Raw genomic sequence first — 26,508 nt, 5'->3', positions numbered from 1 at the left:
GATCAGGGTTCGCGGAAGGCTTCGCGGGATTTGTAGAGCGGTTTGAGCAAGTATTGCAGCACGGTCTTTTCGCCGGTGTGCAATTCGGCCTGGGCCTGCATCCCCGGGCGGATTTCGATCGAGGCCTGCCGATCCGTCATCGAATTCATGTCGACGCGGATCGATACCTTGTAATGCGGTTCGGTTTCCGGGCGGCGTTCGTCCTTGAAGGTATCGGCCGAGATCACGTCGACCCGCCCCTTGAGCGTGCCGTAGATCGTGTAGTCATAGGCGGTCAGCTTGATCGTCGCCTCTTGGCCGCGGCGGATGTTGGCGATGTTTTCCGGTTTCACCTGGGCTTCGACGAAAAGCTCTTCGTCTACCGGGATGATCTGCAGGATCTCTTCGCCGGGGCGCACGACGCCGCCGATGGTGGTCACGCTGAGGTTGTTGACGATGCCGTGCATCGGGCTGGTCAGCACGGTGCGGGTCAGCTGATCCTGGCTGGCCTTGAGGTTCTGTGACAGCGTCGCCAGTTCCTTGAGCGTTTCGGAGTATTCCTCGGCGCGGGCAAGGCCCGTCTGGGTGACGATTTCATCGTACAGCTTCTTGGCGTCCGCCTGCGCCTTGCGGGCGCGTGTCACCTCGATCAGGGCAACGACCTTTTTCTTGAGCAGGTTCTCCATCAGGTCGAGTTCGCTTTGCGCCTGGGCCAGAACGCTTTGCGCCCCGGCCTTGCGGCTGACAAAATCGGATTGCCGAGCCTGCAGAAGGGCGCGTTCGGATTGGACCAGATCGGGCGAGCGCATGGCCAAAGAAGCGGGGACGTCAAAGGTGGACGCCCCCGCCAGTTCGGCCTCGAGCCGCAGGCGGCGGATCTCGAGGGCGGTGATCTGATCCCTCAGGTCTTCGACCGAGGATTTGAATTGGGTGCCATGCAGGCGGGCCAGCACGTCGCCGCGCAGCACTTCGTCGCCTTCCTTGACCAGAAGTTCGGCCAGGATGCCGCCTTCGAGGTTCTGGATGATCTGCGGGCGCGAGGACGAGATGATCTCGCCTTCGGCGCGGACGATTTCATCGATCCAGGCATAGGACGCCCAGATGATGAAGATCCAGACCGTGGCGGCCGACAGCCAGATGGTCAGCGACGGCCCCTTGAGGTCGCGCGCCAGTTGCGCCGAAAGATTGGTGCTGCTTGTGGCCATTTACGCGACCCCCTGCTGTGCGGTGCGAAGATGTTCCAGAACCTGGTCGCGCGGCCCGTCGATGGCCATGCGACCATTGGCCAGGATCAGGGTCCGGGTTGCCAGCGACAGGATCGGCACGCGGTGCGTGGCGATCACGGCGGTGCGCCCGTCCAGCCAGGTTTCCAGCCGCGAGATCAGCGTCTTTTCCAGCGTCTGGTCCAGCGCGGCGGTGGGTTCGTCCAGCAGGCAGACGTCGGGGTCCTGCAGCCACAGGCGCGCCCAGCCGATGCTTTGGCGTTGCCCGACGGACAGGCCTTCGCCGCCGTCGCGGATGTCCAGGTCCAGCCCCTTGGGGTGGGCTTTGACGAACTGGCCGAGGCCCGCGAAATCCAGCGCCTCGTAGAGGCGGTCGTCGTTGCGTTCCAGCATGTTCAGGTTGAGGTTGTCGCGCAGCGTGCCATGAAACAGGCGCACGTCCTGCCCCAGGTAGCCGATCGAGCGGCGCAGATCGCGCGGGTCGATCTGGCTCATCTCGGTGCCATCAACCAGGACCTTGCCGTGGGTCGGCGCATAAAGCCCCGTCAGCATCTTGAGGAAGGTGGATTTGCCCGAGCCATTGGCGCCAAGGATCGCAAGCGTCTGGCCCGGCTGGATCGCAAGTTGCTTGAGGTCCAGCACCGGGGCGGATTCGGGGTCATAGTGATAGGCGGCGTCGCGCAGCTCGAAATGGCCCTTGAGCCTTTCGCGGCGCAGATAGGTGCGCGCGGTGGACCGGTCCTGCGGCGCGTGGGCAAGGCTGTCCAGCCCATCCAGTGCGGATTTGACGTTGCCCCAGCGGGCCAGGATGCCCGACAGCTGCGTCAACGGCGCCAGCGTGCGCGAGGTCAGGATGCCCGTGGCGATGATCGACCCGACAGTGAATTCGCCGGCAAAGACCAGGTAGGTGCCGGTGATGACCGCGGCGACATAGGTGCCCTGCTGGATGCCCTGGCTCCAGAAGGTCAGGATCGAGGCAAGGCGGCGCTGCTCCGAAGATTTCAGGGCCTGGACGGCGGTCAGCTCTTCCCACATGCGGCGGAAACGGTCTTCTCCGCGCTGGGTCTTGATCGTGTCCAGTTCGACCACGGTTTCCTGCAGCAGGCGCGATTGCTTGGACGAGGCGCCCTGCATTTCGCGGGTCAGGCGGATCATGCGTTTTTGCAGGAAAAAGCCGGGGACGACCATCAGGATGCCGCCAAGCACCAGGACCCAGACGACGCTGCCCGCGATGGACCAGACAAGGAAGAGAAAGACAAAGATGAACGGAATGTCCGCCAATGCCCCCACGGTCGAGGCGGTAAAGAATTCACGGACCGAGCCGAATTCGCGCATCGACGAAAACAATTGCGACGGCGAGCGGCCGGCAATGTCCGAGCGCATGCCCAGAAGGCGGTCCATCAGGCTTTTCTGGATGCTCATTTCGATCTGGCGGCCGGCGCCGTCCAGCAACTGGGATCGGGCGACTTTCAGAAAGGCTTCGAGCAGGAGCGCCAGAACCGCACCTGCGGCCAAGACCCAAAGCGTCGCTTCGGACTGGTGCGGGATAACTCGGTCATAGACCTGCAAGGAAAACAGCGCGACTGCCACCGCCAGCATGTTGGCAACGAAAGAGCCAAGCGCGACCTCGAGGAAGTGCCGTTTGAAGCGGGCGAACTGGCCCCAGAACCAATGGGTTTTTTCGTCCACCGTGGCATGGGTTTCCGCCAGCGCCTGAACCGGCGCTTCGGCATGGATGATCTGGCCGGTGAAATAGGGCTCGAATTCGCTCAAGGCGACCTCGGACCGGCGGTCCGGGGCGGCAGCATCATAGATCGACAGGCCCCAGTCTTCCTGGGACAGGACCAGCACTGCCTGGCCGTTCGACATCAACGCGATGGCGGGCCACAGATCGGGGTGCAGGGTGGCGGCTTCGCGGGTTTCGGCGATCAGCCCGGCGGCCTTGGCCCCGGCTTTCAGCGCATGGCTGTCGAAACTGTCGTCACAGCCTGCGTTCTTGGACAAGGCTTCGAGGATGTCGGCGGATTTCGCTTCGATCCCCAGGCGGCCGGCCAGGACCATGATCAGATCGGCGCGGGATTTCGCGCGCGTCGAATGACGCGGGGCGCGGCGCATGGGGTTGGCCGCGGATTGCGCCGGAACCGCGCGCAACATGGCGCGCGCCTTGCCTGCGATGGTGGACAGCGGCTGCGCGCTCAAATGCTTGCCCCTTCCGCCAGGGCGCCCCTGAGACGCGCGAGCTCCAGCTCGGCGCGGGCGGCCTTGTATTTCAACTCAATCTCGGTTTCCAGCGCCTGGGCATAGGTTTCGTAGACCCCGACAACATCCATCACCTGGCGCTGCCCGCCTTCGTATTGCGCGCGGAACAGATCAAGGTTCTGCCGGGCCTGGGCGGTCAGGGTGCGGGCCTCGGTGGCCTGGCGCTGAAAGGCTTCCATCTGGCGGGACTGGGCCTGGATGCGGCGCTCGGCCACCTCGCGGGCTTCGGTCACCTTGCGGTCGGCGGTTTCCTTGGCCGCCTCGATGGCGTTGAATTCGGCCATGGTGCCAAGGCTGAACAGGGAATCCGTCGTCACCTCAAGCCCATAGGCGCCGGTGCTGTCGGCATTGGCCGCAAGGCCCGGCAGATGGCCGGCGCGGGCGATCTTGGCCTCGGCGATGGTGCGTTCGCGTTCGGCGCGGGCGCGGATGACGCCCAGGGCCTCTCCGGCGGGGCTGCTGCGCAGGCCCCCGATGCCGGCCAGCGAATCCAGCGGCCGGGCCGACATGGCGTTGAGTTCTGCCATGGCGGTGGCGGTCGCCTCTCGGGCCTCGCCGGAACGGGCGCGCATGGCGGCCAGTTTCTGGCGCAGCACGTTGAGGTCGGACATGTCCGACACGCCGCCGTCGACCCGTTCGGTCATGACCCATTCGAAATGCGCCATTTCACCCAGCGCCTGATCCAGGTGGGCCGACAGATCACGGTTTTCCTGTGCTTTGACATACAGCGACAGCGCATCGTACACGCGGCGGTTGCCGTCCTCGACCAGCGTCACGGCGGCAATTTCCACGTTCGCCTTTGCCAGATCGCGTTCCGCCACCTTGCGGCCGTTGTCAAAAAGCACCTGGTTGATCACCAGGTCCGCCACGAAATCCCCGAGCGAGTTCAACGACACGCGCGGCCCGATCCTTGGCATCCAGTTGTATTTGGCCGCCTGGGCGCGCATCTGGGCGACGCGCAATTCGGCTTCGGCCACCCGCGCATCCGATGCGATCACCGCATCGGCCACGCGCGAATAGGGCGTGCCCGACATCAGCACCGATGGGCGCGTTTGCAGCGCCCGGATGATTTCCGAGGCTTCGGCCGGTTTGACCACAGCCTTTTGTGCCGCGCCCGATGGGGCTTCGGCCTTGGGTTCAACCCCCAAAAAGCGAGAAACCGTCCCCTCGCCCGTGTCCTTCATGCATCCGGGCAGCATCGCGACAGCGATGATCAAGCCCAGGCTCCGCCTGCTACTGCTCATGTCGTGCCCCCGTATCGGCGCGATTTATATTTATATGTCGGGATCCGGGGCCCGGTTCAGCCGGGCCTCCGGACGTTACTCGTATCGGGACCGGCTTAGACCAAGCCGTTCACGTTGGTGATGTCGTCGTCGATCATCAGCGTCGCATCGCCAAGCGAATAGGTGTTGAAGGTTTCCGTCCCCACCGTCGTCGTGCCGGTGTGCGTCGCCCCCGTGATCGTCACGCTCTCATCCGCCCCGCCGTGCACCACAAGGGTGTCGGTGTTGCTGGACAGGGCCACGATCTGCGCCTCGGTGATGGTCAGATGGCTGTCTTCGGCAAAGGTCAGGTCGATGCTTTCGATCTGGTAGTTCGAAAGCACGTTGGCCAGCGCGTCAGTCATCGTCACCTCGTTGGTGGCCGGATCGTCCGTCACCAGGTAGTTGCCCGAGGTGTTGCCCGCCGCATCCGTCGCCGTCACCACAAGGTGCGACCCGTCCGGAACCGAGGACGTGAACGAATGATAGGTCACGCCCAGCGGGTCCACGTCGTAGGACGAGGACAGCGGCACATCCGCCACCGACGGGTTGCTGCCCGGGTTGACGACCACGCCGATTTCCACCGTGTCCTCGGTGATCTCGGTGCGGATTTCGTCCACGCCCTTGTGGTTGCGGCCGTAGCCTTCCCAATCCAGCGCGCCGGGTGCATCGGTGTCGATGGCGATGGTTTCGGTGATCGACTTGGTGTTGCCAGCCGCATCGGTCGCCTGGATCAGCACCGTTTCGTTGCGCGTGCCCAGCGGGATCGACGAGGACGGCACATCAAGGGTCCACTGACCCGCGCTGTTGACCGTTGCTTCGTGTACCACGCCGCCAAAGGTGATCATCACACTCGACCCTGCCTCGACCTGACCGTTGAGGGTGATGCCCTCGGCGGCCTCGGCTGCGTTCACCACGTTGTCGGCGGTGATCGGCGCGTCGGACATGGTCAGAACGGTGACAAGCGTGTCAAAGGTCAGCGTGACGGATGCCTCGGCGGTGTTGCCCGCCGCATCCGTGGTCAGAACCTTGGCATTGCCGGATTTCTCGCCCGACAGCATGGCGCTGGCAGGCAGGTTCACCGTCCAGTTGCCCGCGCTGTCGACGACACCGGTGTAGGACATGCCTTCGAACACGACCTGGATCGACCCGCCGACTTCGGTGGTCCCGGCCAGGGTGACGCCGTTCGAGGCCTCGACCTTGTTGATCACGCCATCGGTTTCGATGGGCGCGGAACTGGGCGCGAAGTTTTCGACCTCGGTATCGACGCGCACCGAGTCCGTCCGCGTCAGGGTGTTGCCCGCGCTGTCGGTGATGGTGGCGGTGATTTCCGCGGTATAGGTGCCGGGGGCCACTTCGTATGACGCGAAGGGAGCCGTCCAGACGCCGTTGGCGTTGGTCTGAACCGTGTGGCTGACACCGTTCATGGTGACCGTGACCATCTCGAAGGGGTTCGAGGTGCCGGTCAGCACAACGCCATCCGAGGCTTCGGCAAAGTTGACGATATCGTCGCCTTCGACCGGTGCCGGGCTGATGGTCAGGATGCCTGCTTCGGTATCGACGCGGACCGATTGGGTCAGCGTGTCGGTGTTGCCCGCCGCATCGGTCGACACCGCCACAAGGCTGACGGTGCGTTCGCCCGAGGGCAGCTCGCTGCTGCCATAGGTGACGGTCCAGTTGCCATTGGCGTCGACGGTGGCGGATTTGACCACGCCGTCCAGCGTCACCTTGACGGTGCCGCCCGGTTCGGTCGTGCCCGTCAGGGTCAGGCCCTGCGATGCCTCTTGCGCGTTCAGCACGCCATCGGCGCCGCCCGGCGTCGAGGTGTTGGTGAAGTTGCGCACCAGCGTGTCGACCTGCAGATCGCCCGTCGCGGTGGCGGTGTTGCCTGCCGCATCGGTCGAAACCGCCGAAACCGGCAGCGTTCTTTCACCCGTCGGAATTTCCGACGCGGTGTAGTTCACGCTCCAGGAACCGTTGGCCGCCACGGTGGCCGCTTTGGTGACCGACCCCAGCGTGACCATGACGGTCGAGCCTGCTTCGGCATTGCCGGTCAGGGTGACGCCATCGGCATGTTCGGCTGCGTTGACAACGCCGTCGCCTTCGACCCCGGCGGTCTGGACCGAAACGGCCGTCATGGTGTCCACGGCGATCGTGCCCGAGGTCGAGGTGCTGTTGCCCGCCGCGTCCGTTGCCGTCGCGGTGACGGCAAGGCTGGTTTCGCCTTCGGGGATCAGACCCGTGGGGATGTTCACCGACCAGCTGCCATTGGCGGCAACCGTTGCGGTCAGCTCGGTCCCCGAGACCATGACCACCACCGACGAACCCGCCTCGGCCGAGCCGGTCAGAACGACACCGGCGGCGCGTTCAGAGGCATTGACCATGCCGTCTCCGCCCACCGTTCCGGTGTTCATCGACAGCGAAATCTCGGTATCGACGTCAAAGCTGTGGGTGGCGCTGGCCACGTTGCCAGCCGCATCGGTGGCCACGATGGTCGCCGACGTGGTGTAGGTGCCGGCGGGCAGATCGCCCTTGGCAAAGGTCACGCTCCAGCTGCCATCGGCACCTGCCGTGACGCTGTGGCTGACGCCCTCGATGGTCACGACAACCGAAGACCCGGCCTGCGAACTGCCCGACAGGGTCACGCCCGCGTCGTATTCGCCCTGCCCGATCAGGTCGTCGCCCGTCAGGGGCGCGTTATCGAGGCTGACCAGACCGATGGTGTCGACCTGCACGCTGTCGCTGACGACGGTGGCGTTGCCAAAGCTGTCGGTCGCGGTGATCGTGATGTCGGTGGTGTATTCGCCCGCCGGGAAGGTCACTTCGTCAAAGCTGAAGGTCCAAGTGCCGCTTTCGCCGACAACCACGGATTGCTGGTAATCGCCAACGACCATGACCACGGTCGCGCCGACTTCGGCGGTGCCGCTGACGCTGACGCCGCCTTCTTCGTAGCCTTCGGCGTTGAACAGATCGCCCAGCGAAACCGTGCCGCTGTCAATCTCGAGCGCCGGGGGCGTCGTGTCGATTTCAAAGCTGGGGCCGTCCAGTTCGGTGGTGCCGCCATCGGGATGCGTGACAACCACGACCACATCTTCATAGATGCCGTCCGGCGGGAAATCGTCACCGTCAAAGATGACCTCCCAGGTGCCGTCGTCTTCGATGACGGTGGTCACGGTGTCGTCGTCGATGGTGATCGACACATCATCGCCCGGCTCGCCGGTGCCGGTGATCACCAGCTTGGGATCGTCGCCGCCGCCGATGTCGATGCTGGCATCGGGGTTGTCCACGGTCGGAACCGCCGGTCCGGTGCCACCACCGTCACCGCCGTCACCGTCGCCGCCATCGCCATCACCGCCGGTCAGACCCAGCAGTCCAAGACCGGCCAGACCCGCCGTTGCCGCGCCCAGACCACCAAGGCCCGCAGCGCCGCCCAACAGACCGGCGCCCAGCATGCTGACTTCGTCTTCTTCGTAATATCCCGCGTCCGCGACAACGCGCGGCTCGTCCAGGAAGATCAGGTCGTCCGAGGGGCTCCATTTGCCAAAGGTCTCGGTCGGGCCGTACTGCGCATAAAGCGCGCCGCCGTCTGCCTCGACGAAACTGACCTGGTTCAGGGTGCCCTCGGCACTCAGGAACAGGCGGTTTTCCTCGCCTCCGGCAAAATAGCCTTCGAGGACGATCACCCGGCCATCCGCCAGCGTGATCAACAGATCGTCTGCCGCCCGGTCATAGCCGCGCAGGTTCGCCTGACTGATGTTAAGGGAAATGTCGTTGCCCGCACCAGCGTCAATCAGGAAACCCTGATTTTCACCAGCCACAGACCCACGTTCTATTGCACCCGTACGGGTACGGATCACGAAATCGATCGCGTTCATAGTTACACCGCTCTACCTCTGCGACGGCTGTTTTTTATCGCCGTCAATTATTTTTCTGTTTTCGGGTTACCGCATTTTTTGCCAATTCGCCAGTCAGAAATTGACGTACAGGGAAAATCAGGTGTGTTTTCCCGTATTTACCACTAGATCGGCGTCGAATTGCGGCCCAGTTGTGGCAAAATTGCGGCAAAACCGCCACATTTACAGTTGCACAACCTGGCCGGTCATTGCCGACTGCTGCGCTGCCAGCCCCATGCGAACCGCCCAGGCGCCATCGTCCAGAGTGACCTCGGGCTGCGCCAGTCCGCGCACCACCTGAACAAAGCGCTGGTGCTGGTAAAAGGTCGATCCGTTGTGATCCCCCGCCTCAAGCAGGGCCGGATCAACCGGGATATCCACCGCCTGCGGCCCCTTGGGATGGCGCGGGCTGACAATGACCTGAGAGGTCGGCGGCACACCAAGGTGCGTCGGCCAGAACCGCCCCGGACCGGGAACAAAGGCCTCGATCTTGCCTTTCGGGCCGACAGCGGACAGCTCTTCTTGATAGCGCGCGCCCTCGGCGTACATGCAAAGCTCCAGCATGGCGCGCGCGCCGCTGGCGAAATCGACGATGACATAGCCGCTGTCCCAGATGTCCGGGGTTTCGCCGTCATAGCGTTCGTCCAGGTGGTTCACCATCTGCCCGGCGCTGGCCATGACGCGCACCGGGTCCGATTGCAGCACCAGCCGCATCAGGTCGAAGAAGTGACAGCACTTTTCAACCAAAGTGCCGCCGGTGTTGCGGTTGAAACGGTTCCAGTCGCCGACCTTGGGCAGGAAGGGAAAGCGGTGTTCGCGGATCGAAAACATGGTGACGCCGCCGGTGGCGCGCTCAAGCTGTTCGACAAAGGTGGCGACGGGCGGCATGTAACGATACTCCATCGCGACCCAGACCGGCGCGGGATAATCGGCGCGCAGAGCGGCCAGCTGACGGCCCTGTTCTTCGCTGGTATACAGCGGCTTTTCCATCAACATGGGCAAGGGGCGCAGGCGCGCAACCTCGGCCAATTGGCTGACGTGCATGTGGTTGGGGCTGACGACCAGCAGGCAGTCCAGCTCCTCCTGCGCCAGCAACTCGGCGATCGACCCACACAGCTTGGCATTGGGCGCGATGGCCTTGGCGGCATTGGCCATCAGGTCGTTCGGCTCAAAGATCGCGGCCACACGGGCGCCGGGCAACAGGGCGATATTGCGCAGGTGTTCCTGCCCCATCATGCCGCAACCGATCACGCCATAGTTGATGATGTCCTTGCTCACTTTGGCTTTCCTTCAAGCGATGCGCGTCACATAACGCGCGATGGTCGTGTCAATCCAGTTCAGCGACACCTCGGCACGGGCGCCATCCTGGCCCCAGCTGATCCGTGTCGCCTGCAGCGTCGGCGTGCCGGGGCGCAGGCCAAAGGCCGGGGGCGCCCAGTCCGGAAGCGGGGCCAGTCCCAGGCGGTCCTCGGCCCGGGCGACCCACAGGTTCAGTGCCTCGCGGTAGTACAGGTAAAGCGACTCGCGCAGATCGCGCGCCGCGATCCGGTCGGCATAGCTGCCGTCCAGCCAGATTTCCTCGAGCACGGCGGGCTGCCCATTCAAGCGGCGCAGCCGGCGGATGCGGTGCCCCTGCGCGCTGGTGCCGAATGCGGGCAGGCTGCCGGGCTTGTCCATCCGGTCCACCGACAGGATCTCGGCGGTCGGCAGGCCGCCCCCCTCCAGCAGTTCGACCCGGAAAAAGGCATAGACCGACTTGGCGTCGCTTTTGGCGCGAACATAGTTGCCCGACCCCTGCACCCGTTCAAGCATCCCCTTGGCCGTCAGATCCCCCAGCGCCTTGCGCAGTGTGCCGACGGAAATGCCCAACCCCTCGGCCATCTCGCGTTCGGGCGGCAGGCGTTCGCCATCGACCAACCGGCCGGCGTGAATGTCGCGGATCAGCATTTCGCTGATCTGGACATAAAGCGGCAGGGAATGGCGGTCAGTCATCTGGCAGGGCGGTCCGGCAGAAATAATTGATACACTATTGATCTACATCAAACAGGGTGCTACGCAAGAGAAAATGCATCGGAGGCGCATGTTATGACCGTGGTTCCCATCACCTCTCCTGATCTGGATGCGGCCGAGGTGTCCTGGTTCGCGGCGCTCTGTTCGGACGACTACGAATTTCTTGGCTTCCCCGAAGGCCGCCTGCGGTCGTCCTTTGATCACTGCTCCTCGATCGTCAAAGAGGCCGAGCGGCAGGGGTTTCGCAACATCCTGTGCCCGTCGTCCTACCAGGTGGGTCAGGATACGCTCAGCTTTGTCGCCGGCTGTGCCCCGATCACCGAAAAGATCAACATGCTGGCCGCCGTGCGCTGCGGTGAAATGCAACCCATCATGCTGGCGCGCACCATCGCGACGCTGGACCACATGATGCAGGGGCGGCTGACGGTGAACATCATTTCCTCGGACTTTCCGGGGGAAAAGGCCGATAGCGCCTTTCGCTACCAACGGTCACGCGAAGTGGTCGAGATCCTCAAACAGGCCTGGACCCAGGACGAGATCACCTACAAAGGCCAGGTCTATGACTTTTCCGGCCTGACGACGGACCCGGCCCGCCCCTACCAGACCGGCGGCCCGATGCTGTATTTCGGCGGCTACTCCCCCGATGCGCTGGACCTGTGCGGCCAGCATTGCGACGTCTACCTGATGTGGCCCGAACCCAAGGACCAGATCGCCGAACGGATGAAGGCCGCCAATGCCGCCGCCGAACGCTATGACCGGACGCTGGATTACGGTCTGCGCGTGCACATGATCGTGCGCGACACCGAGGCCGAGGCCCGCGAATGGGCCGAACATATCGTCAGCAAGCTGGACGATGAATACGGCCGGCTGATCCGCGAACGGGCGCATGATTCCAGCAGCCTTGGCGTCAGCCACCAGGCCCGCGCCCGCGAATTGGCCGACCAGTTCGGCTATGTCGAACGGCACCTTTGGACCGGGATCGGCCGGGCGCGGTCAGGCTGTGGCGCGGCGCTGGTCGGATCGACCGATCAGGTCCTGAGCGAACTTGAGCAGTACCAGAAGATGGGCATTCGCGCCTTTATCCTGTCGGGCTATCCGCATCTGGATGAATGCCGCCACTTTGGCACCAAGGTGCTGCCGCAGATGAAGACCGTACAATTGAACGAAGCCTATGGGCGCAAGCCCGCAAGCACACCGATGACGCCGCTCGGCGCAGGAGAACGACGCTGATGGACCGTATCGCGCTGACCGACACCCTTGAACTCAGCCGCCTTGTCTATGGCATGTGGCGCCTTGGCGACGACGACAACACCGCCCCCGAACACGTGCAGGCCAAGATCGACGCCTGCCTTGATCAGGGCATCACCACGATGGACCAGGCCGACATCTATGGCGGCTACGAGGCCGAGGAAATCCTTGGCAACGCCCTGACGCCCGAACTGCGCAACAAGATCGAGATCGTCACGAAATGCGATATCGTCGCGCCCGCGGGCCGTTATGCCGACAAACGGGTGAAATATTATGACACCTCGCGCGCGCATATCGAGGCTTCGGTCGAGCACTCGCTGCGCCTGATGAAGACCGACCGCATCGACCTGTTGCTGATCCACCGCCCCGATCCGATGATGGACCACCATGAAACCGGCGCCGCGCTGGACGATCTGGTGACCAGCGGCAAGGTGCGCGCCGTGGGCGTGTCGAACTTCCGCCCCTGGGATTGGAAACTGCTGCAATCGGCGATGAAGACGCCGCTGGCAACCAACCAGATCGAGATCAGCCTGCTGTGCCACGCGCCCTTTACCAATGGCGACGTCGCATACCACCAGCGCAAGGGCCAGCCCCTGATGGCATGGTCCCCCCTGGGCGGCGGCGCGCTGTTTGACGGATCGAATGCCGGGCTGCGCACCAAACTTTCGCAGATCGGCGCACAATTCGGCGTCGATGATGCGGCGGTTGCGGTTGCCTGGCTCTTGGCACATCCCGCGCGCATTCTACCTGTCCTTGGCACAAACAATCTGGACCGCATCGCCCGCATCGGGGATGCTGGCAAGGTCCGGATCGACCGGGAGACTTGGTTTGATCTATACACGGCGGCCCTGGGCCACGAAGTGCCATGACATCATGGCAACACATCGGGCGGAGGACGGGTTGCTGCCCGATTGTCCGCACAATCGCGCTGTAACGGTGAGGCTATGAACGCTTTGACCAAAGTCTTTGACCCCACCGAAGTCGACAGCCGCGCCTTTCGCGAGGCGCTGGGGCGTTTCGGCACGGGCGTCACCGTCATCACCTGCGCAACCACCACCGGGCCGCTGGGGATCACCGCCAACAGCTTTTCCAGCCTGTCGCTGGACCCGCCGCTGGTCCTGTGGGCGCCTGCGAAATCCTCGTCGCGCTATCCGTTCTACATGGCGGCCGACCGCTTTGCGATCCACGTGATCGGCGCCGAACAGGCCACGATGTGCAAGGCCTTTGCTCGCAGCGGTGATGCCTTTGACCAATTCGACTGGGAATACAGCCCCGAGGGTGTGCCGCTGTTGAACGGCTGCCTGTCGCGCTTTGAATGCAAGACACATGCCACCCACGATGGAGGCGATCATTCGATTGTCGTGGGTCAGGTCGAACGCGTCACGACCCGCCCGGGCGATCCGCTGTTGTTTGTCGGCGGCAATTTCGGGGGCTTTGAACAGACGTCATAATCGGCCCCCAGAACGGCAAAAGCCGCACGGGGCATTTGGGAGGGGGAAGGCCTATGGCCGCATTGCTGGCGCTTCTGCGTCCGCTGCAAGTGGTGAACGATATCGTCCTCAGGTTCGGACGAGGCTTCGCGACCTTTGCGATCGGATTGATGGTGGTCTGCATCCTTGTGCAGGTCTTTTTCCGCTACGTTCTGAACAATGCCCTACCCTGGCCGGAAGAGGCCGCGCGCTTCTTGATGCTGTGGATGACCGGACTGATCGCGCCCAGCGCCTATCGGCGCGGCGGTTTTGTCGCCATCGACATGGTATCGGCCCTGTTGCCGCGCGCCATCGGCACCGCGCTGAGCCTGTTCTTGTTGCTGCTGTCGACCCTCGTGCTGGTCATGGGGATCAAGCTGGGGCTCAAGCACATCAACTCGGGGTGGATGTTCGCGTCTTCGACGCTGTACCTGCCCCTCGAACTGATCGGGCAGAAGGGTTACAAGATCAAGCTGGCCTGGATGTACATGTCGCTGTACGTCGGGCTTTGGCTGCTGCTGATGGTCAATATCGAACTGGTGCTGCGCGCCCTGATCGGGCTGTTCGGCGGAGAAGACAGGCTGCGCCCCCTCTTTCACGAAGATCTGGTGGTGGAATAATGCTGGTCTGGTTCCTTCCGCTTTTCCTGCTGTTCCTGATGATCGGCCTGCCGGTGTTCTTCGGGATGCTCGCCGCGCCGGGGTTGCTGCTGTATCTCAACGGGCAGGAACGCGACCTGTCGCTGCTGTATCGCAATGTCTACAACGGCATGGACAGCTTCCCGCTGATGGCGATCCCCTTTTTCATGCTGGCCGGGGAATTGATGAACCGCGGCGGCATCACCATGCGGCTTGTGGAATTCTCGCAGGCCATGATGGGCCATTTCCGGGGCGGGCTGGCACATGTGAACATCCTGTCGTCGATGCTGTTTGCCGGGCTGTCGGGCTCGGCTGTGGCCGATACTTCGGCGCTGGGGTCGATGCTGATCCCCGCGATGCAACGCGAAGGCTATACCCGCCGTTTCGCCGCCGCGATCACCGCTGCCAGTTCGGTGATCGGCCCGATCATCCCGCCGTCTGGGATCATGATCATCTATGCCTATGTCATGGGCGAAAGCGTCGCCGCGCTGTTCCTGGCCGGGATCGTGCCGGGCATCCTGGTCGGGCTGGGCCTGATGATCGCGGTCAAGCTGATGGCGGACCGCTACGATTTCCCCGCCTCGCGCACCAAGGCGACATGGGGCGAGCGGGGGCAGGCCAGTCTCAAGGCGTTTTTCCCGCTGCTGACCCCGGTCATCATCCTGGGCGGCATCCTGGGCGGCGTATTCACCCCGACCGAGGCGGCGGCCGTCGCCGTGGCCTATGCCATCGTGATCGGCATGTTCGTGCTGCATACGCTAAGGGTGAAGGACCTGCCCGATGTGCTGATGCGCGCCGCAATGACCAGCGCCGTGGTCCTGCTGCTGGTGGGGGCGGCCATGGCCTTCAAGACCGTGGTCTCGCTAAGCCATACACCGGAAATCCTGGCGCAGTTCATCCTGTCGCTGTCGGAAAACCCGCTGATCCTTTTGTTCCTGATCAACCTGCTGCTGTTCATCGTCGGCATGTTCCTGGACGCGGGCCCGGCGATCATCATCCTTGGGCCGATCCTGGCCCCGATCTTTACCAACCTCGGGATCGACCCGATCCATTTCGCCATCATCATGAGCGTCAACCTGACCGTCGGTCTTGCCACGCCGCCGATGGGGCTGGTGTTGTTCGTCGCCTCATCGGTCAGCGGCGAACGGGTCGAGACCATCGCCAAGGCGATCCTGCCCTTCCTTCTGGTCGAGGTGATCGTGATCTTTCTGATCACCTTCATCCCCGAAATTTCCATGACCATCCCCCGCCTGACGGGGTTCGCCAACTGACCACGGGTGCGGGGCAAAGCCCCGCCCTACGACAGGCTTCACCGGGCCCTTGGCCCATCGCACAGACAAGCAACAGGGAGAGAGAAATGCTTAAAGGTCTGACCAAAGCCGCCATGGTTGCGGCACTTCTGACAGGCAGCGCGATCACCGCCGCCGCGCAGGAGATCACCATTCGCGCCACCGCGAACTCGAACGAAAACGACGAGGATTATGACGGCCTCGTGGTCTTCAAGGACTACGTCGAAAAGGCCTCGAACGGGGCCATCGCGGTCGAGCTGTTCATCGGCACGCAGCTGTGTTCGGGCGGTGCGGAATGCCTTCAGGGCGTCTCGGACGGGTCGATCGACGTTTTTGTGACCACCTCGGGCGGCGCGGCCGGGATTTTCCCCTATGTGCAGGTTCTGGACCTGCCCTACCTGATGTCCGACGACCGCGTGGCCGAGGCCGTGCTGTCCGGCGATTTCACCCGCAAGATGCGCGAGATGGCGCTTGAGGATTCGGGCGGCACCATCCGCATCATGACCATCGGCAACACCGGCGGCTGGCGCAACTTTGCCAACACCCAGCGCCGGGTGCAGATGCCCGGTGATCTGGCCGGTCTGAAAATCCGCACCGTGGTGGCCGATCTGCCGCAGGAACTGGTCAAGGCGCTGGGTGCCTCGCCGACCCCGATCAGCTGGCCGGAACTGTTCACCAGCCTGCAGACCGGCGTTGTCGAAGGCTCCAAGAACGGCATCACCGACATCATGAACATGAAGTTCCCCGATGCCGGGCTCAAGTATGTCACGCTGGACGGGCACGCCTACATGGGCGCGATCTGGGTGATGAACAACGAAAAGTTCTTGGGCATGTCCGAAGAGATGCGCCGCGTGGTCGTTGACGGCTTTGCAGCGCTTCAGCAGGCCACCTTTGCCAGCCCCAAGCGCAAGTCGATCCAGGCCTATCAGGATTACCTGGCGGCGGGCGGCGATCTGTATGTCCCGACCCCCGAAGAAAAGGAAGCCTTCCGCCAAGCGGCGGCACCGGTCTTTGACTGGTTCCAGCAGAACGTGCAGGGCGGCGACGTGATCTATCAGGCCCTGACCGACGCCGTGGCCGCAGCCGAGGCTGACCTTGCCAAAGGCTATGAGGCCGACCTGAACTGATCGTCTTTGACTGGTTGAAACGGGGCTGCGCGGCATGGCCGGGCAGCCCTTTCTTGTCCGATTGGTCTGGCAGGATTTGCAGGCTTTTCGCGGCCGTCCGAATCACGCATCCGTGATCAAAGACCGCCAAAAACGGAAACAATAGCGGGACAGGGCAGGGCATTGTGCTCCAACTCGACACAATTCCACCCCCAGTCGCCCCATTCAAGCCATGATTTGCCTACTCCCCCTTGGCTGGGGCATGGTTAACGGTGGGGGTACATCCACCCCCGGTAATCATCGACAAGCTCATGTGCCTTATCAATTTCTTCCTTGCTCATTTTCTTGACCACCTCTTCGACCGAAATCGCCGCATCGGGATCGCCGCCAATGGTGCTGAGCCGATACCAAAGGTACGCGCGCACCAGGTCGGGCGCAGGCAGGCCCAGGCCCAGTTCATAATACCAGCCGACCCCGGATTGCGCGCCGGGATGTCCTTTCAAGGCGCTGCGCAGATACCAGTCAAAGGCGCGCACATGATCCTGCTCGACCCCAAGCCCAAGGGCATACATCACGCCGATCAACTCCTCGGCGTCGGCGTTCCCGGACAGGGCCAGCGGCCAAAGCGCCTCGCGCGCCTGTTCGAACTGGCCGGCTTCCATCAGGTCCCGGGCGGCATCCAGATTGGCAAGCGCCGGGCTGGCAAAGCCAAGGCCCGCCACCAGCGTCGCGGCTATGATCATCTTGGCCTTGGTCATGGCATGGCTGTCCTGTGCTTGTCTGTCGGGCTGGCCCTGCCGGTCGCGGCCGAGACCCTGTCAAAAGAGGATTTCCTGACCTTCGACCCGGCACAGGCCAAACTCGGGCAGCTTCTTTTCTATGACAAGATCCTTTCTGGCAACCGCAATATCAGTTGCGGCACCTGCCATCACCACACCATGGCCAGCGGCGACGGCCTGAGCTTGGGGATCGGAGAAGGCGGTCTGGGGCTGGGCACGCAGCGGACAGCCGGGGACGGCGCCGACAAGATCCAAAAGCGCATTCCGCGCAACGCTCCGGCGTTGTGGAACCTGGGGCACCGCGATGTGCGGGTGCTGTTCCATGACGGGCGCGTCGAAATGACGGATTACAAGGGCTGGAACTTTACTACTCCGGCGCAGGAAAGGCTGCCAAAGGGGCTCAATTCGATCCTGGCGGCGCAGGCGCTTTTCCCGATGACTTCGGATGCGGAAATGGCCGGCCAGTCGGGCGAAAACGAAATCGGCGGCGCGGTCAAGGTGCGGCTGGACAAGGCTTGGCCGATCGTCGCCAAACGGGTGCGCACGATCCCCGAATACGGCAGGATGTTCGTGGCTGCCTTTCCCAACATCGACCGCCCCGACCAGGTGACCATCACCGAAATCGCCAATGCCCTGGCGGCCTTTATCGGGACCGAATTCCAAAGCTATGACAGCCCCTATGACGCCTGGGTCCAGACCGGCGCCCCCCTGCCCCGGGATGCAGAGCGCGGCCGGGAGTTGTTCTTTGGCAAGGCGCAATGCGCATCGTGCCACAACGGGCCACTGTTCACGGACCAGGGATTTCACGCCGCCGGTCTGCCGCAGTTCGGCCCCGGGCGCACGCGCGCCTTTGATCCGATCCCGCGCGATCTGGGCCGCATGGGCACGACGAACGATCTGGCCGATGCCTACAAGTTCCGCACGCCGTCGCTGCGCAATGTCGCCCTGACCGCCCCCTATGGCCACAACGGTGCCTATCCGACGCTGAACAGCATGATCCGCCACATGGCCAATCCGGTCGGCGAAAGGGAACGCTGGCAACCCAAAATGGCCCGGCTTCCGCGTGTTCCCTGGCTGGATGAATATGACTTCGTCCTGGCCCAGGACCGGCTGGAAATGGCCCGACAGGCCGAAGCCATCAACCTGCCAAGGGTCGCGCTGAGCAACGAGGAGATCACCGACCTCGAGGCGTTCCTGAACGCCCTGACCGGCACCAGCACCGACAAGCTGCCCCTTGGGGTGCCCGAAACCGTGCCCAGCGGCCTGCCGGTCGACTGATCCGCCAGCTTACGAGGCTTTTTTCAAAAGCTCGCGGATGATCGGCTCTTTCTTGGGTTTGCTGGCAAGGGTCATCAGCAGATCGGCCAGTTCCGATTCCTTGACACGTTTGGCCGCGGCCTTGGGCGTGAACCACTTGCGCTTGCGCTGGTGGCGTTCCTTCCAGTTGCGCTTCAGCTTTTCGACGATCATCGGATAGACCCGAACTTCGCACAGGATCCAGTGCTTTTGCCCAAGCTTTTTCTTGTAGCTGTAAGAGCCGATGCAATCGTGCGAAATGAACCCTTTGGCCCCGGCCTCTTCCAGCGCCTCGATTTCGGCGGCGGCCCAGGGTTTTTTGCCGTCCATTTCCCAGCCCTTGGGCATGACCCAGCGGCCGGTATCGCGTGAGGTCACCATCAGGACCTTGAGATTCCCGTCGTCATCCCAGCGCATGGGAAGCGCTGCAATCTGCTCACCAACCTTGGGCATTTTCCTGCTCCTGCTTTTTCACGACTATACCGCAAAAAACGTAAAAACCAAATAAACCAACAATCACAGGGGGCTGACCATGCATTTGGGGAAAACCGTCACCGGAAAGAACAAGGCCGCGCTGCTTTTCGCTGCGCGGCCTCAAATCCTGGCGGACCGAGGAGGATTCGAACCCCCGACCCCTTGATTCGTAGTCAAGTACTCTATCCAGCTGAGCTATCGGTCCGTAGGGGCGGGATTTAGCGATGCTCGCCGGGCGATGCAAGAGCCTATTTCACTTTATTTGCCCAACATCGCCCATCGGCAGGCGAATTTCAAAGCAAGTGCCTGATCCATCGCTGTTTTTCAGGCTCAAAGTGCCGCCGTGACCGCGCACCAATTCCACCGCAATCGCCAGCCCAAGCCCCGAGCCCCCCTTGCGCACACCGCCCTGAAACGGCTGGAACAGGTGTTCGCGCGCCTTTGGCGGCAGGCCGGGGCCGGTATCGGCAACGGTGATCAGCCAACTGCTGTCTTCGACATGCGCGGCGACGTTGATTTCGCCGGGCTGGCCGGTTGCGGCGATGGCCTGGCGGGCATTGCGGATCAGGTTGGACAGGACGCGATAGATCTGTTCGGGATCGCCGCGCAGCATCATGCTGGCAGGAACATCCTCGGACAGGCTGATCTCGGCCTCGCCGATGGCCAGCCTTTCGGCCTCCAGCACTTCGCCGGTCAGCGATGCCAGGTTGAACAGGGCCAGGCGCGGGGCCGGTTCTTCGGCGCGGCCAAAGGCCAATGTGCCTTCGCACAGGCTGACCGCGCGGGTAATCGAATTGACCAGCTTGGGCGCCATGCGTTTGACCGCCGGATCTTCGGACATCTCGATTCGGTCGGTGAACAGCTGCGCCGAGGTCAGAATGTTGCGCAGATCATGCGACACCCGCGCAACCGCACCGCCAAGCTGCGCCAGCCGTTCCTTTTGCTTCAGCGCCTGCGTCAGCTGTGTCTGCAGCGACTGCAGGGCCTGCTCGGCCTCGCGCAGTTCCTTGACCTTGGCACTGGGGTTGATGATGCGGTGGGCGTCCTCGGGGGCGGCGGCATAGGCCTGCATATGGCCCACGACGCGCTTGATCGGTTTGACCAGCAGCACGCGCACCGCAAGGAACAGCAAAAAGGCGGTGATGATCGAAATCACCGCCGACAGCAGCAGGATGCGCACCCCATAGTCGATCATCGCCATGCGCAGGCCGATGGTGTCCATCGTCACTTCGATCAACTGGCCGGCATCGCGGAACGGGTTGCCGATGACCCGGATCGTCCGGTTTTCCACCGTCACCAGATCCTCGACCGCGTCGGTGATCAGCTGCCAGGCGCTGGCGTCGCGCAGATCATAGCTGGCGCTGATTTCCCCCGGCATCGGCGAGGACAGCACAAGCTGCCGCACCTCGTCACGCCGCAGCACCACGTTGAAGACCCCCGCGTTGTCCAGAAGCTCGGCCTCCAGCTCGGGGCTGATCATGTCGTCGGCCAGCAGCGCCAGCGACGCAATCTGCGCCCGCTCGAGCCGCGCCAGCAGATAATCCTCGCGGAAGCGCGCGATCGACGGGACAAAGATCAGGACTTCGGCCAGCATGACAAAGACCGTCGTCAGGATCAGAAATCGGCCGGAAAGTGAGTTCAACATAGCCTGCTAACGTTTCAGGGCAGCCAGCGCTGTACCAGCCGCACCACTGTCTTGACTGTATCGTTTTCGAACAGCCTTGGGGAAAAATAGGCACCCGCGGCGCGTTTGTTAACCTCTGCGATTGTCGGATACGGGGCGACCATGTTGGCCACATGGCTCATCTTCAGGCCATTTGCGATGACCAGCGACCAAAGGGCGATCAATTCGCCCGCCTGATGGCCCGCGATCGACACGCCCACCGGCTTGCCCTTGACCACCATCACCTTGATCAACCCGCGCGTCTTGCGTTCGGCGATGGCGCGGTCGTTGTGGCTGTAGTGAAACCGCACCACTTCAAGTTTGCCGCCGTGCGCTTCGCGGGCCTGTGCCTCGGTCAGGCCGACCTGCGCCAGTTCGGGCTGGGTATAGGTCGCCCAAGGGATATGCGCGGTCTTGGTCTTTGCCGGCAGGCCGAACAGCGCCGAGCGGATGACGATCCCGGCGTGATAGCCCGCCACATGGGTGAATTGCAGCCCGCCCGCCACATCGCCGATGGCATAGACGCGTTTGTTGGTGGTTTTCAGGCTGGCGTCGACCTTGATGCCGGTTCTGGTGGTTTCGATCCCGGCGGCCTTCAGGTTCAGGTTGTCCATGTTGGCACGCCGCCCGACGGCAACCAAAAGGTGCGAGCCCTTGAAGACGCGCCCATCCTTGGTTTCGACCTCGATGGCGCCGGTGCTGCCGCGCACTTCCTTGGCCAGGGCATCCTCGGCCATCTCGATGCCTTCGGCGCGCAGGGCCTCCAGCACCACCTCGGCCATCTCGGGGTCATCCTTGCCCAGCGCCTTGGCGCCTTCGATCACGGTGACCTGCGATCCAAGGCGGCGATGCGCCTGGGCCATTTCCATGCCGATCGGGCCGCCGCCGATGATCAACAGATGATCGGGGCGATCACGCAGATCCCAAAGGGTTTCATTGGTCAGATAGGGAACGCTGTCCAGCCCGGGGATCGGCGGAACAAAGGGCGACGACCCGGTGGCAATCACGATGCGCCGCGCCTTGATCCGCGTGTCGCCCGCCTGCACTTCGCTGTCCGATACGAACTGGCCGTACTCGCGGATCACCCGCACGCCCAGCCCTTCGAACCGTTCCTGACTGTCGACCGGTTCGATGGTGGCGATCACATCGGCGACATGATCCTTGGCGGCGGCATAATCCACCTGCGGGGTGCTGTCCGCGACACCGTAAGGCGCCGCATGGTCCATGGCATGGGCCGCCTTGGCGCTGGCCAGCAGCGCCTTGGAGGGCACGCAGCCGTAGTTCAGGCAATCCCCGCCCATCTTGTGACCTTCCAGCAAGGTCACGTCGGCGCCCATCTGCACTGCCCCTGCCGCCACCGAAAGCCCGCCCGAGCCTGCCCCGATCACCAGGATATCCGTCTTGATCGTCTTCATGGTTCAGATCCCTTTCTTGCCGCGCAGGGCCTTGATGACGATCGGCAGGGCCGCCAGCGCGGCCAGCCCAAGGATCGGGCCGATTACATGCGGCGCCCACAGCAGCGACAGGTCCGGGCTTTCGCCGCGGTCGAACACCTCGCCCAGGCCAACCCCGATCGAGGTAAAGACAAAAGCCCCCGGGATGATTCCCAACGCCGTGGTCAGGACAAAGTTGCGAAATTTCACGCCAACAAGGGCCGGCAGCAGGTTCGCCACGAAGAAAGGCACCACCGGAACCAGCCGCAGGATGAACAAAACGCTGATCTCGTTGTCGCGCAGCCCTTCCTTGAGCTTGCGCAGCGTACCGTCCGAGGTTTCCAGTTTGCCCGCAAGGGTGCGCCCCAGCCCGGCCCGCGCCGCCAGAAAGATCGCCATCGCCCCGACGGTGGCCGCCAGCACGTTGAAGGCCGTGCCGCCCCACAGGCCAAACAGGAACCCACCAGTGACCGAGGCAACCGCCGCCCCGGGCAGCGAAAAGGCGACAATCGCAATATAAAGTCCGACGAACCCCAGCGCCAAAAGCGTGTAGTTGGCGTCGCGATAGGCCAAAAGCGCCTCTCGGTTGTCGCGCAGGGTGTCGAAGGTCAGATAATCGCGCAGGGTAAAATACCCCAGAACCGCCACCGCAAGGATGGTGATCAGGGGCAAATGGCGCTTGAGGCCCGCCGGGGGCACGGTTTCGGTCATGTCGCTCATTTTCTCAGGGCCTTTGTTTCCGGGATCATGATGCACAAATGCACCCTTCCCGATCACAATGGCAGGGTCCTCACGCCCGATTGATCTCGGGTGTGCCTCAGCGTGAGAAAAACGGGGGGATATTGCCAGACTGAAACATTTGCGCGAAGAACCGGATTGGAAATGTTGCATTTCTGGCCCGATCTGCGTTTGACATGTCCGCAAGCCCCCCCTATAGCACGGGCTTCGAGATGCACTGGTCCGCGAATCCATCGCAAGGGCCACGGATACGGAGTAGCCGCGATGAAACGCACTTTTCAGCCGTCGAACCTTGTTCGCAAGCGCCGCCACGGGTTCCGTGCGCGCATGGCCACCAAAGCCGGCCGCAAGATCCTGAACGCGCGCCGCGCACGCGGTCGCAAGAGCCTGAGCGCATAAGCTTGGCCGCTTCGCCCATGGCGGAGCGTGGGATGACGACACAAAAGGCCGCCCCGGACACACCCGAGGCGGTCCTTTTGCCTTTGCACGTTCTGCAAAAACGCAGCGATTTCCTGAAGGCGGCCCGCGCAGGGCGCGCCCCGGCGCCCGCGTTCCTGTTGCAGGCCCGGCGCCGCCCCAAGGGCGAGGCCGAGGGAACCCGCGTCGGGTTCACCTGCTCCAAGAAGGTCGGCAACGCGGTTGCGCGCAACCGGGCCAAGCGGCGCCTGCGCGAAATCGCGCGTCTTGTGCTGCCCCATGCGGGCAAGCCCGGTTGGGATTATGTCCTGATCGGCCGGGCCGAGCTGACCGCAACGCATGATTTCGTCGAGATGCAGCAGGATCTGCGCCGCGCGCTGGACAAGGTCCACGGAGCAGTCAAGTGACCCCGCTGGCCCATATCGCCGCCCTGCCCGTGCGGTTCTACCGGCTGGTGTTCAGCCCCTGGGTCGGCCACGGCTGCCGCTATCAGCCAACCTGTTCTGCCTATGCACTGGAAGCGCTGGAAAAGCATGGCGGGATCAAGGGCAGCTATCTGGCCGCGCGCCGCATCCTGCGGTGCCACCCCTGGGGCGGCTCGGGCATCGACAATGTTCCGCCCTGCAAGCACGATCACTGATGCGCCGTTGCCCGGCGCCGCGAATACAGGTAATGCGCCCCCATGCTTGATGATGCTGACGATATCCACCCGCTGTTCTTTGGTGCGCCCAAAACCACCGAGTTCAAGAAGCTGCGCAAGCGGCTGGTTCAGAACGTGCGCGAGGCCGTCGATCAATACGGCATGATCGAACCGGGCGCGCGCTGGCTTGTCTGCCTGTCGGGCGGCAAGGACAGCTATACCCTGCTGGCGATCCTGTATGAACTGAAGTGGCGCGGGCTGCTGCCGGTCGATCTGTTGGCCTGCAATCTCGATCAGGGGCAACCCGGATTTCCGGCGACGGTCCTGCCGGACTTCCTGCAAAAGATGGGTGTTCCGCATCGCATCGAATACCAGGACACCTACTCCATCGTGATGGACAAGGTGCCCCAGGGCCGGACCTTCTGCGCGCTTTGTTCGCGACTGCGGCGCGGCAACCTATACCGCATCGCCCGCGAGGAAGGCTGCTCGGCGGTCGTGCTGGGGCACCACCGTGACGACATCCTGGAAACCTTTTTCATGAACCTCTTTCACGGCGGGCGCCTGGCGACGATGCCCCCGAAACTGGTCAACGAAGAGGGCGACCTGTTCGTTTATCGCCCCCTCGCCCATGTGGCCGAGGCCGATTGCGAACGCTTTTCGGCGGCGATGAACTATCCCATCATTCCGTGTGACCTATGCGGCAGCCAGGACGGCCTGCAACGCCAGCAGGTCAAGCAAATCCTTGATGGATGGGAAAAAAACAGCCCCGGGCGGCGCCAGGTCATGTTCAAAAGCCTGATGAATATCCGCCCCTCGCACATGTTGGATCCCAAGCTTTTCGACTTTGCCGGGCTGATGCGGTCGGCAAGCGTTGAAAATTCGCCGGAAAACAACGCCCCGCGTTAAGAGCCGAGTTACCCCTTTCCCCTAGTTTCCGATCCAAGACATGGAAAGGACGCTGGATGAAGGCCGCTTTCAACGCACGACTGGGCAGATTGCGCATGGCCCTCCGACGGGGCCTGTACGGCCCTCAGGCTCTGGCCTTTCTGCCAGCGGTCGCCTTGTCCGCCTTCTGGTTGGGGGGCGAACCGTTCTTGCTGATCACGGCGCTTGGCCTGCCCTTGCTGTATTTTGCTTCGGGTGGGTTTTCGGGCACCTCGGAATCTTCGGATGCCCTGTACGGGCAGGTCGATATCGTCAATACGATCGCCGCCAATGCCATGGCAAACGATGCGCTTGACCGCGCCAAAAGCGCCAATCTTTCAACCGCCTGCATTCTTGTGGATGTCGACGGGCTTGAGGAAATCGCCCTGCGCGCCGGCGAAACCACGGCGGAAACCCTGCGCGATCTGACCCTGACCCGTCTGCGCAACACGCTGCGCCGCGATGACCGGGCTGTCCGGATCAGCGACAACCGCTTCATGGCCCTGCTGGCGCCGTCGCTGCGTCTGGACCTTGAGGCGCTGTTGCAGCTGTCGACACGGCTGCAAACCTCGCTCGAGGAACCTGCCTCCGTCGACAATTCCATGCGCTATCTCTCGGCCTCGATCGGGTTTTGCGGCAGTCCCAGGCTGAAGCCTGGCGCGGGCGGCGAACAGTTGATCGAATCCGCGCAGGTCGCCCTGTCCGAAGCCATCACAAACGGCCCTTCGGCGATTCGCGCTTGGTCCGACAACATGCGTGCGGCGCATTCGGCGCAGAAATCCCTGCAAAGCGAAGTCGACAAGGCGCTGGACAATGGTCAGATCCAGCCCTGGTTTCAGCCGCAGGTCTGCACCTCGACCGGCAGCATCAGCGGCGTCGAAGCCTTGGCCCGCTGGATCCACCCCGAACGCGGAATAGTGCCGCCCGCCCAGTTCCTGCGCTGCCTTGAAGAGTCGGGCAAGATGGACCGCCTGAACGAGGTGATCTTGCAGCACAGCATGACCGCCTTGCGCAGCTGGGATCAGGCCGGCCTGGACATCCCCCGTGTCAGCGTGAACTTTTCCGAGGTAGAGCTGCGGGATCCGCGGCTGTCGGAACGCATCCAATGGGAAATGGACCGCTTTGGCCTGACGCCGCATCGGCTGGGTATCGAAGTGCTCGAAACCGTGATCGCCGGCGCGCCCGAGGGCATCGTGGCCCGCAACATCGTCGAACTGGGGCGGCTGGGCTGCCACATTGACCTGGACGATTTCGGCACCGGCCATGCCTCGATCGCCGCATTGCGCCGCTTCAAGGTGCATCGGTTGAAAATCGACCGCAGCTTTGTGACCCGCATCGACCGCGACGAAGATCAGCACCGCATGCTTGCCGCCATTCTTGGCATGGCTGACCGACTTGGCCTTGAAACCCTGGCCGAAGGCGTCGAAAGCCTGGGGGAACATGCGCTTTTGTCACAGCTTGGCTGCGATCATGTTCAGGGCTTTGGCATTGCGCGCCCGATGCCGACGGATCAGATTGTCGACTGGGCCCGCGAATATGCCGAAAAGATCGCCGAGGCACAAATCATGGGAAGAAAATCGGGCTGAGGCCATCGCTGTCACCCCCGCCCCGTGTCGGGCGGCCCCATCGCCAGGCCCGGACAGCGCGCCGCGCAGGGGTCACCAAAGGCGCGCCGGGGGCGTCAATCCGGTCGCCAGACCCGAATCCGCTTGACCTTTGGCCCTCGGGGCGTTTGAACCCGGCGAGTAATCCGGAAAGGTAAAGGCGG

At 63.2% G+C, this 26,508-nt stretch carries 23 protein-coding genes and 1 tRNA gene; 12 read left to right on the top strand and 12 right to left on the bottom strand.

Annotated elements, in window-relative coordinates; genetic code table 11:
* Positions 1–2 precede the first annotated feature (2 nt).
* The 6 genes from QF118_RS07005 to QF118_RS06980 form a co-directional block, all read right to left on the bottom strand.
* Complete coding sequence (locus tag QF118_RS07005) at positions 3–1,184, bottom strand: HlyD family type I secretion periplasmic adaptor subunit (RefSeq protein WP_282301914.1); 1,182 nt, start codon at positions 1,182–1,184, stop codon at positions 3–5.
* Positions 1,185–3,356: a type I secretion system permease/ATPase gene (locus tag QF118_RS07000; protein ID WP_394357085.1), complete on the bottom strand. Its 2,172-nt coding sequence runs from the start codon at positions 3,354–3,356 to the stop codon at positions 1,185–1,187.
* Between the two features lie 41 nt (positions 3,357–3,397).
* Positions 3,398–4,705 carry a TolC family protein gene (locus tag QF118_RS06995; protein ID WP_282301913.1) on the bottom strand — a complete coding sequence of 436 codons (1,308 nt, stop codon included), beginning with the start codon at positions 4,703–4,705 and terminating at the stop codon, positions 3,398–3,400.
* Between the two features lie 95 nt (positions 4,706–4,800).
* The gene (locus QF118_RS06990) at positions 4,801–8,541 is read right to left on the bottom strand and encodes an Ig-like domain-containing protein (RefSeq protein ID WP_282301912.1); all 3,741 of its coding nucleotides are present in this window, start codon (positions 8,539–8,541) and stop codon (positions 4,801–4,803) included.
* 258 nt (positions 8,542–8,799) lie between these two features.
* On the bottom strand, positions 8,800–9,852 hold the full coding sequence (locus QF118_RS06985) for a Gfo/Idh/MocA family protein (protein ID WP_394357084.1): 1,053 nt from the start codon (positions 9,850–9,852) through the stop codon (positions 8,800–8,802).
* A 54-nt stretch (positions 9,853–9,906) separates the two neighbouring features.
* Positions 9,907–10,608: a GntR family transcriptional regulator gene (locus tag QF118_RS06980; protein WP_282301910.1), complete on the bottom strand. Its 702-nt coding sequence runs from the start codon at positions 10,606–10,608 to the stop codon at positions 9,907–9,909.
* Positions 10,609–10,701: 93 nt separating this feature from the next.
* Here QF118_RS06980 and QF118_RS06975 point away from each other — a divergent pair, with 93 nt between their 5' ends.
* From QF118_RS06975 to QF118_RS06950, 6 genes are all read left to right on the top strand, one after another.
* Positions 10,702–11,856, top strand: a complete 1,155-nt coding sequence (locus QF118_RS06975; protein ID WP_282301909.1) for an LLM class flavin-dependent oxidoreductase — start codon at positions 10,702–10,704, stop codon at positions 11,854–11,856.
* Positions 11,856–12,743 carry an aldo/keto reductase gene (locus tag QF118_RS06970; RefSeq protein WP_282301908.1) on the top strand — a complete coding sequence of 296 codons (888 nt, stop codon included), beginning with the start codon at positions 11,856–11,858 and terminating at the stop codon, positions 12,741–12,743. Before QF118_RS06975 ends, QF118_RS06970 begins: the two co-directional genes overlap by 1 nt.
* A 75-nt stretch (positions 12,744–12,818) precedes the next feature.
* Positions 12,819–13,325, top strand: a complete 507-nt coding sequence (locus QF118_RS06965) for a flavin reductase family protein (protein ID WP_282301907.1) — start codon at positions 12,819–12,821, stop codon at positions 13,323–13,325.
* Positions 13,326–13,378: 53 nt separating this feature from the next.
* The gene (locus QF118_RS06960) at positions 13,379–13,963 is read left to right on the top strand and encodes a TRAP transporter small permease (protein WP_282301906.1); all 585 of its coding nucleotides are present in this window, start codon (positions 13,379–13,381) and stop codon (positions 13,961–13,963) included.
* The gene (locus QF118_RS06955; protein ID WP_282301905.1) at positions 13,963–15,252 is read left to right on the top strand and encodes a TRAP transporter large permease; all 1,290 of its coding nucleotides are present in this window, start codon (positions 13,963–13,965) and stop codon (positions 15,250–15,252) included. The genes QF118_RS06960 and QF118_RS06955 overlap by 1 nt, the downstream gene beginning before the upstream one ends.
* An 86-nt stretch (positions 15,253–15,338) precedes the next feature.
* A complete protein-coding gene (locus QF118_RS06950; protein ID WP_282301904.1) occupies positions 15,339–16,397 on the top strand; it encodes a TRAP transporter substrate-binding protein in 1,059 nt (352 codons plus the stop codon).
* 245 nt (positions 16,398–16,642) lie between these two features.
* Here QF118_RS06950 and QF118_RS06945 read toward each other — a convergent pair whose 3' ends face one another.
* On the bottom strand, positions 16,643–17,134 hold the full coding sequence (locus tag QF118_RS06945; protein ID WP_282301903.1) for a tetratricopeptide repeat protein: 492 nt from the start codon (positions 17,132–17,134) through the stop codon (positions 16,643–16,645).
* A 3-nt stretch (positions 17,135–17,137) separates the two neighbouring features.
* On the opposite strand from QF118_RS06945, the gene QF118_RS06940 reads away from it, so the two are divergent.
* Positions 17,138–18,433 (top strand): cytochrome-c peroxidase, encoded by a 1,296-nt coding sequence (locus QF118_RS06940; protein ID WP_282301902.1) that lies wholly within the window; start codon positions 17,138–17,140, stop codon positions 18,431–18,433.
* A gap of 9 nt (positions 18,434–18,442) precedes the next feature.
* Here QF118_RS06940 and QF118_RS06935 read toward each other — a convergent pair whose 3' ends face one another.
* From QF118_RS06935 to QF118_RS06915, 5 genes are all read right to left on the bottom strand, one after another.
* Positions 18,443–18,904, bottom strand: a complete 462-nt coding sequence (locus QF118_RS06935; protein ID WP_282301901.1) for an NUDIX hydrolase — start codon at positions 18,902–18,904, stop codon at positions 18,443–18,445.
* A 149-nt stretch (positions 18,905–19,053) separates the two neighbouring features.
* Positions 19,054–19,130 (bottom strand) — tRNA-Arg (locus QF118_RS06930).
* A gap of 48 nt (positions 19,131–19,178) precedes the next feature.
* Positions 19,179–20,570 (bottom strand): sensor histidine kinase, encoded by a 1,392-nt coding sequence (locus QF118_RS06925; protein ID WP_282301900.1) that lies wholly within the window; start codon positions 20,568–20,570, stop codon positions 19,179–19,181.
* Between the two features lie 14 nt (positions 20,571–20,584).
* Entirely contained in the window at positions 20,585–22,003 is a 1,419-nt protein-coding gene (locus QF118_RS06920; RefSeq protein WP_282301899.1) for a dihydrolipoyl dehydrogenase family protein, read from the bottom strand.
* 3 nt (positions 22,004–22,006) lie between these two features.
* On the bottom strand, positions 22,007–22,741 hold the full coding sequence (locus tag QF118_RS06915; protein WP_282301898.1) for a TVP38/TMEM64 family protein: 735 nt from the start codon (positions 22,739–22,741) through the stop codon (positions 22,007–22,009).
* Positions 22,742–23,023: 282 nt separating this feature from the next.
* Here QF118_RS06915 and rpmH point away from each other — a divergent pair, with 282 nt between their 5' ends.
* The 5 genes from rpmH to QF118_RS06890 all read left to right on the top strand — a co-directional run bounded on the left by rpmH (position 23,024) and on the right by QF118_RS06890 (position 26,326).
* Positions 23,024–23,158: a 50S ribosomal protein L34 gene (rpmH, locus tag QF118_RS06910; protein ID WP_012177012.1), complete on the top strand. Its 135-nt coding sequence runs from the start codon at positions 23,024–23,026 to the stop codon at positions 23,156–23,158.
* Between the two features lie 32 nt (positions 23,159–23,190).
* Positions 23,191–23,583, top strand: a complete 393-nt coding sequence (gene rnpA / locus QF118_RS06905; RefSeq protein WP_282301897.1) for a ribonuclease P protein component — start codon at positions 23,191–23,193, stop codon at positions 23,581–23,583.
* Positions 23,580–23,816 carry a membrane protein insertion efficiency factor YidD gene (yidD, locus tag QF118_RS06900; RefSeq protein WP_282301896.1) on the top strand — a complete coding sequence of 79 codons (237 nt, stop codon included), beginning with the start codon at positions 23,580–23,582 and terminating at the stop codon, positions 23,814–23,816. Before rnpA ends, yidD begins: the two co-directional genes overlap by 4 nt.
* A gap of 42 nt (positions 23,817–23,858) precedes the next feature.
* Positions 23,859–24,722: a tRNA 2-thiocytidine(32) synthetase TtcA gene (gene ttcA / locus QF118_RS06895; protein ID WP_282301895.1), complete on the top strand. Its 864-nt coding sequence runs from the start codon at positions 23,859–23,861 to the stop codon at positions 24,720–24,722.
* 95 nt (positions 24,723–24,817) lie between these two features.
* Positions 24,818–26,326 carry a putative bifunctional diguanylate cyclase/phosphodiesterase gene (locus QF118_RS06890; protein ID WP_282301894.1) on the top strand — a complete coding sequence of 503 codons (1,509 nt, stop codon included), beginning with the start codon at positions 24,818–24,820 and terminating at the stop codon, positions 26,324–26,326.
* The last annotated feature ends 182 nt before the right edge of the window (positions 26,327–26,508 follow it).

It is taken from the genome of Tropicibacter oceani (assembly GCF_029958925.1).
GTDB classification, from domain to species: Bacteria; Pseudomonadota; Alphaproteobacteria; order Rhodobacterales; family Rhodobacteraceae; genus Pacificoceanicola; species Pacificoceanicola oceani.
Note: the sequence above shows the minus strand (reverse complement) of the source record. Positions and strands in the feature narration are given on the sequence as shown.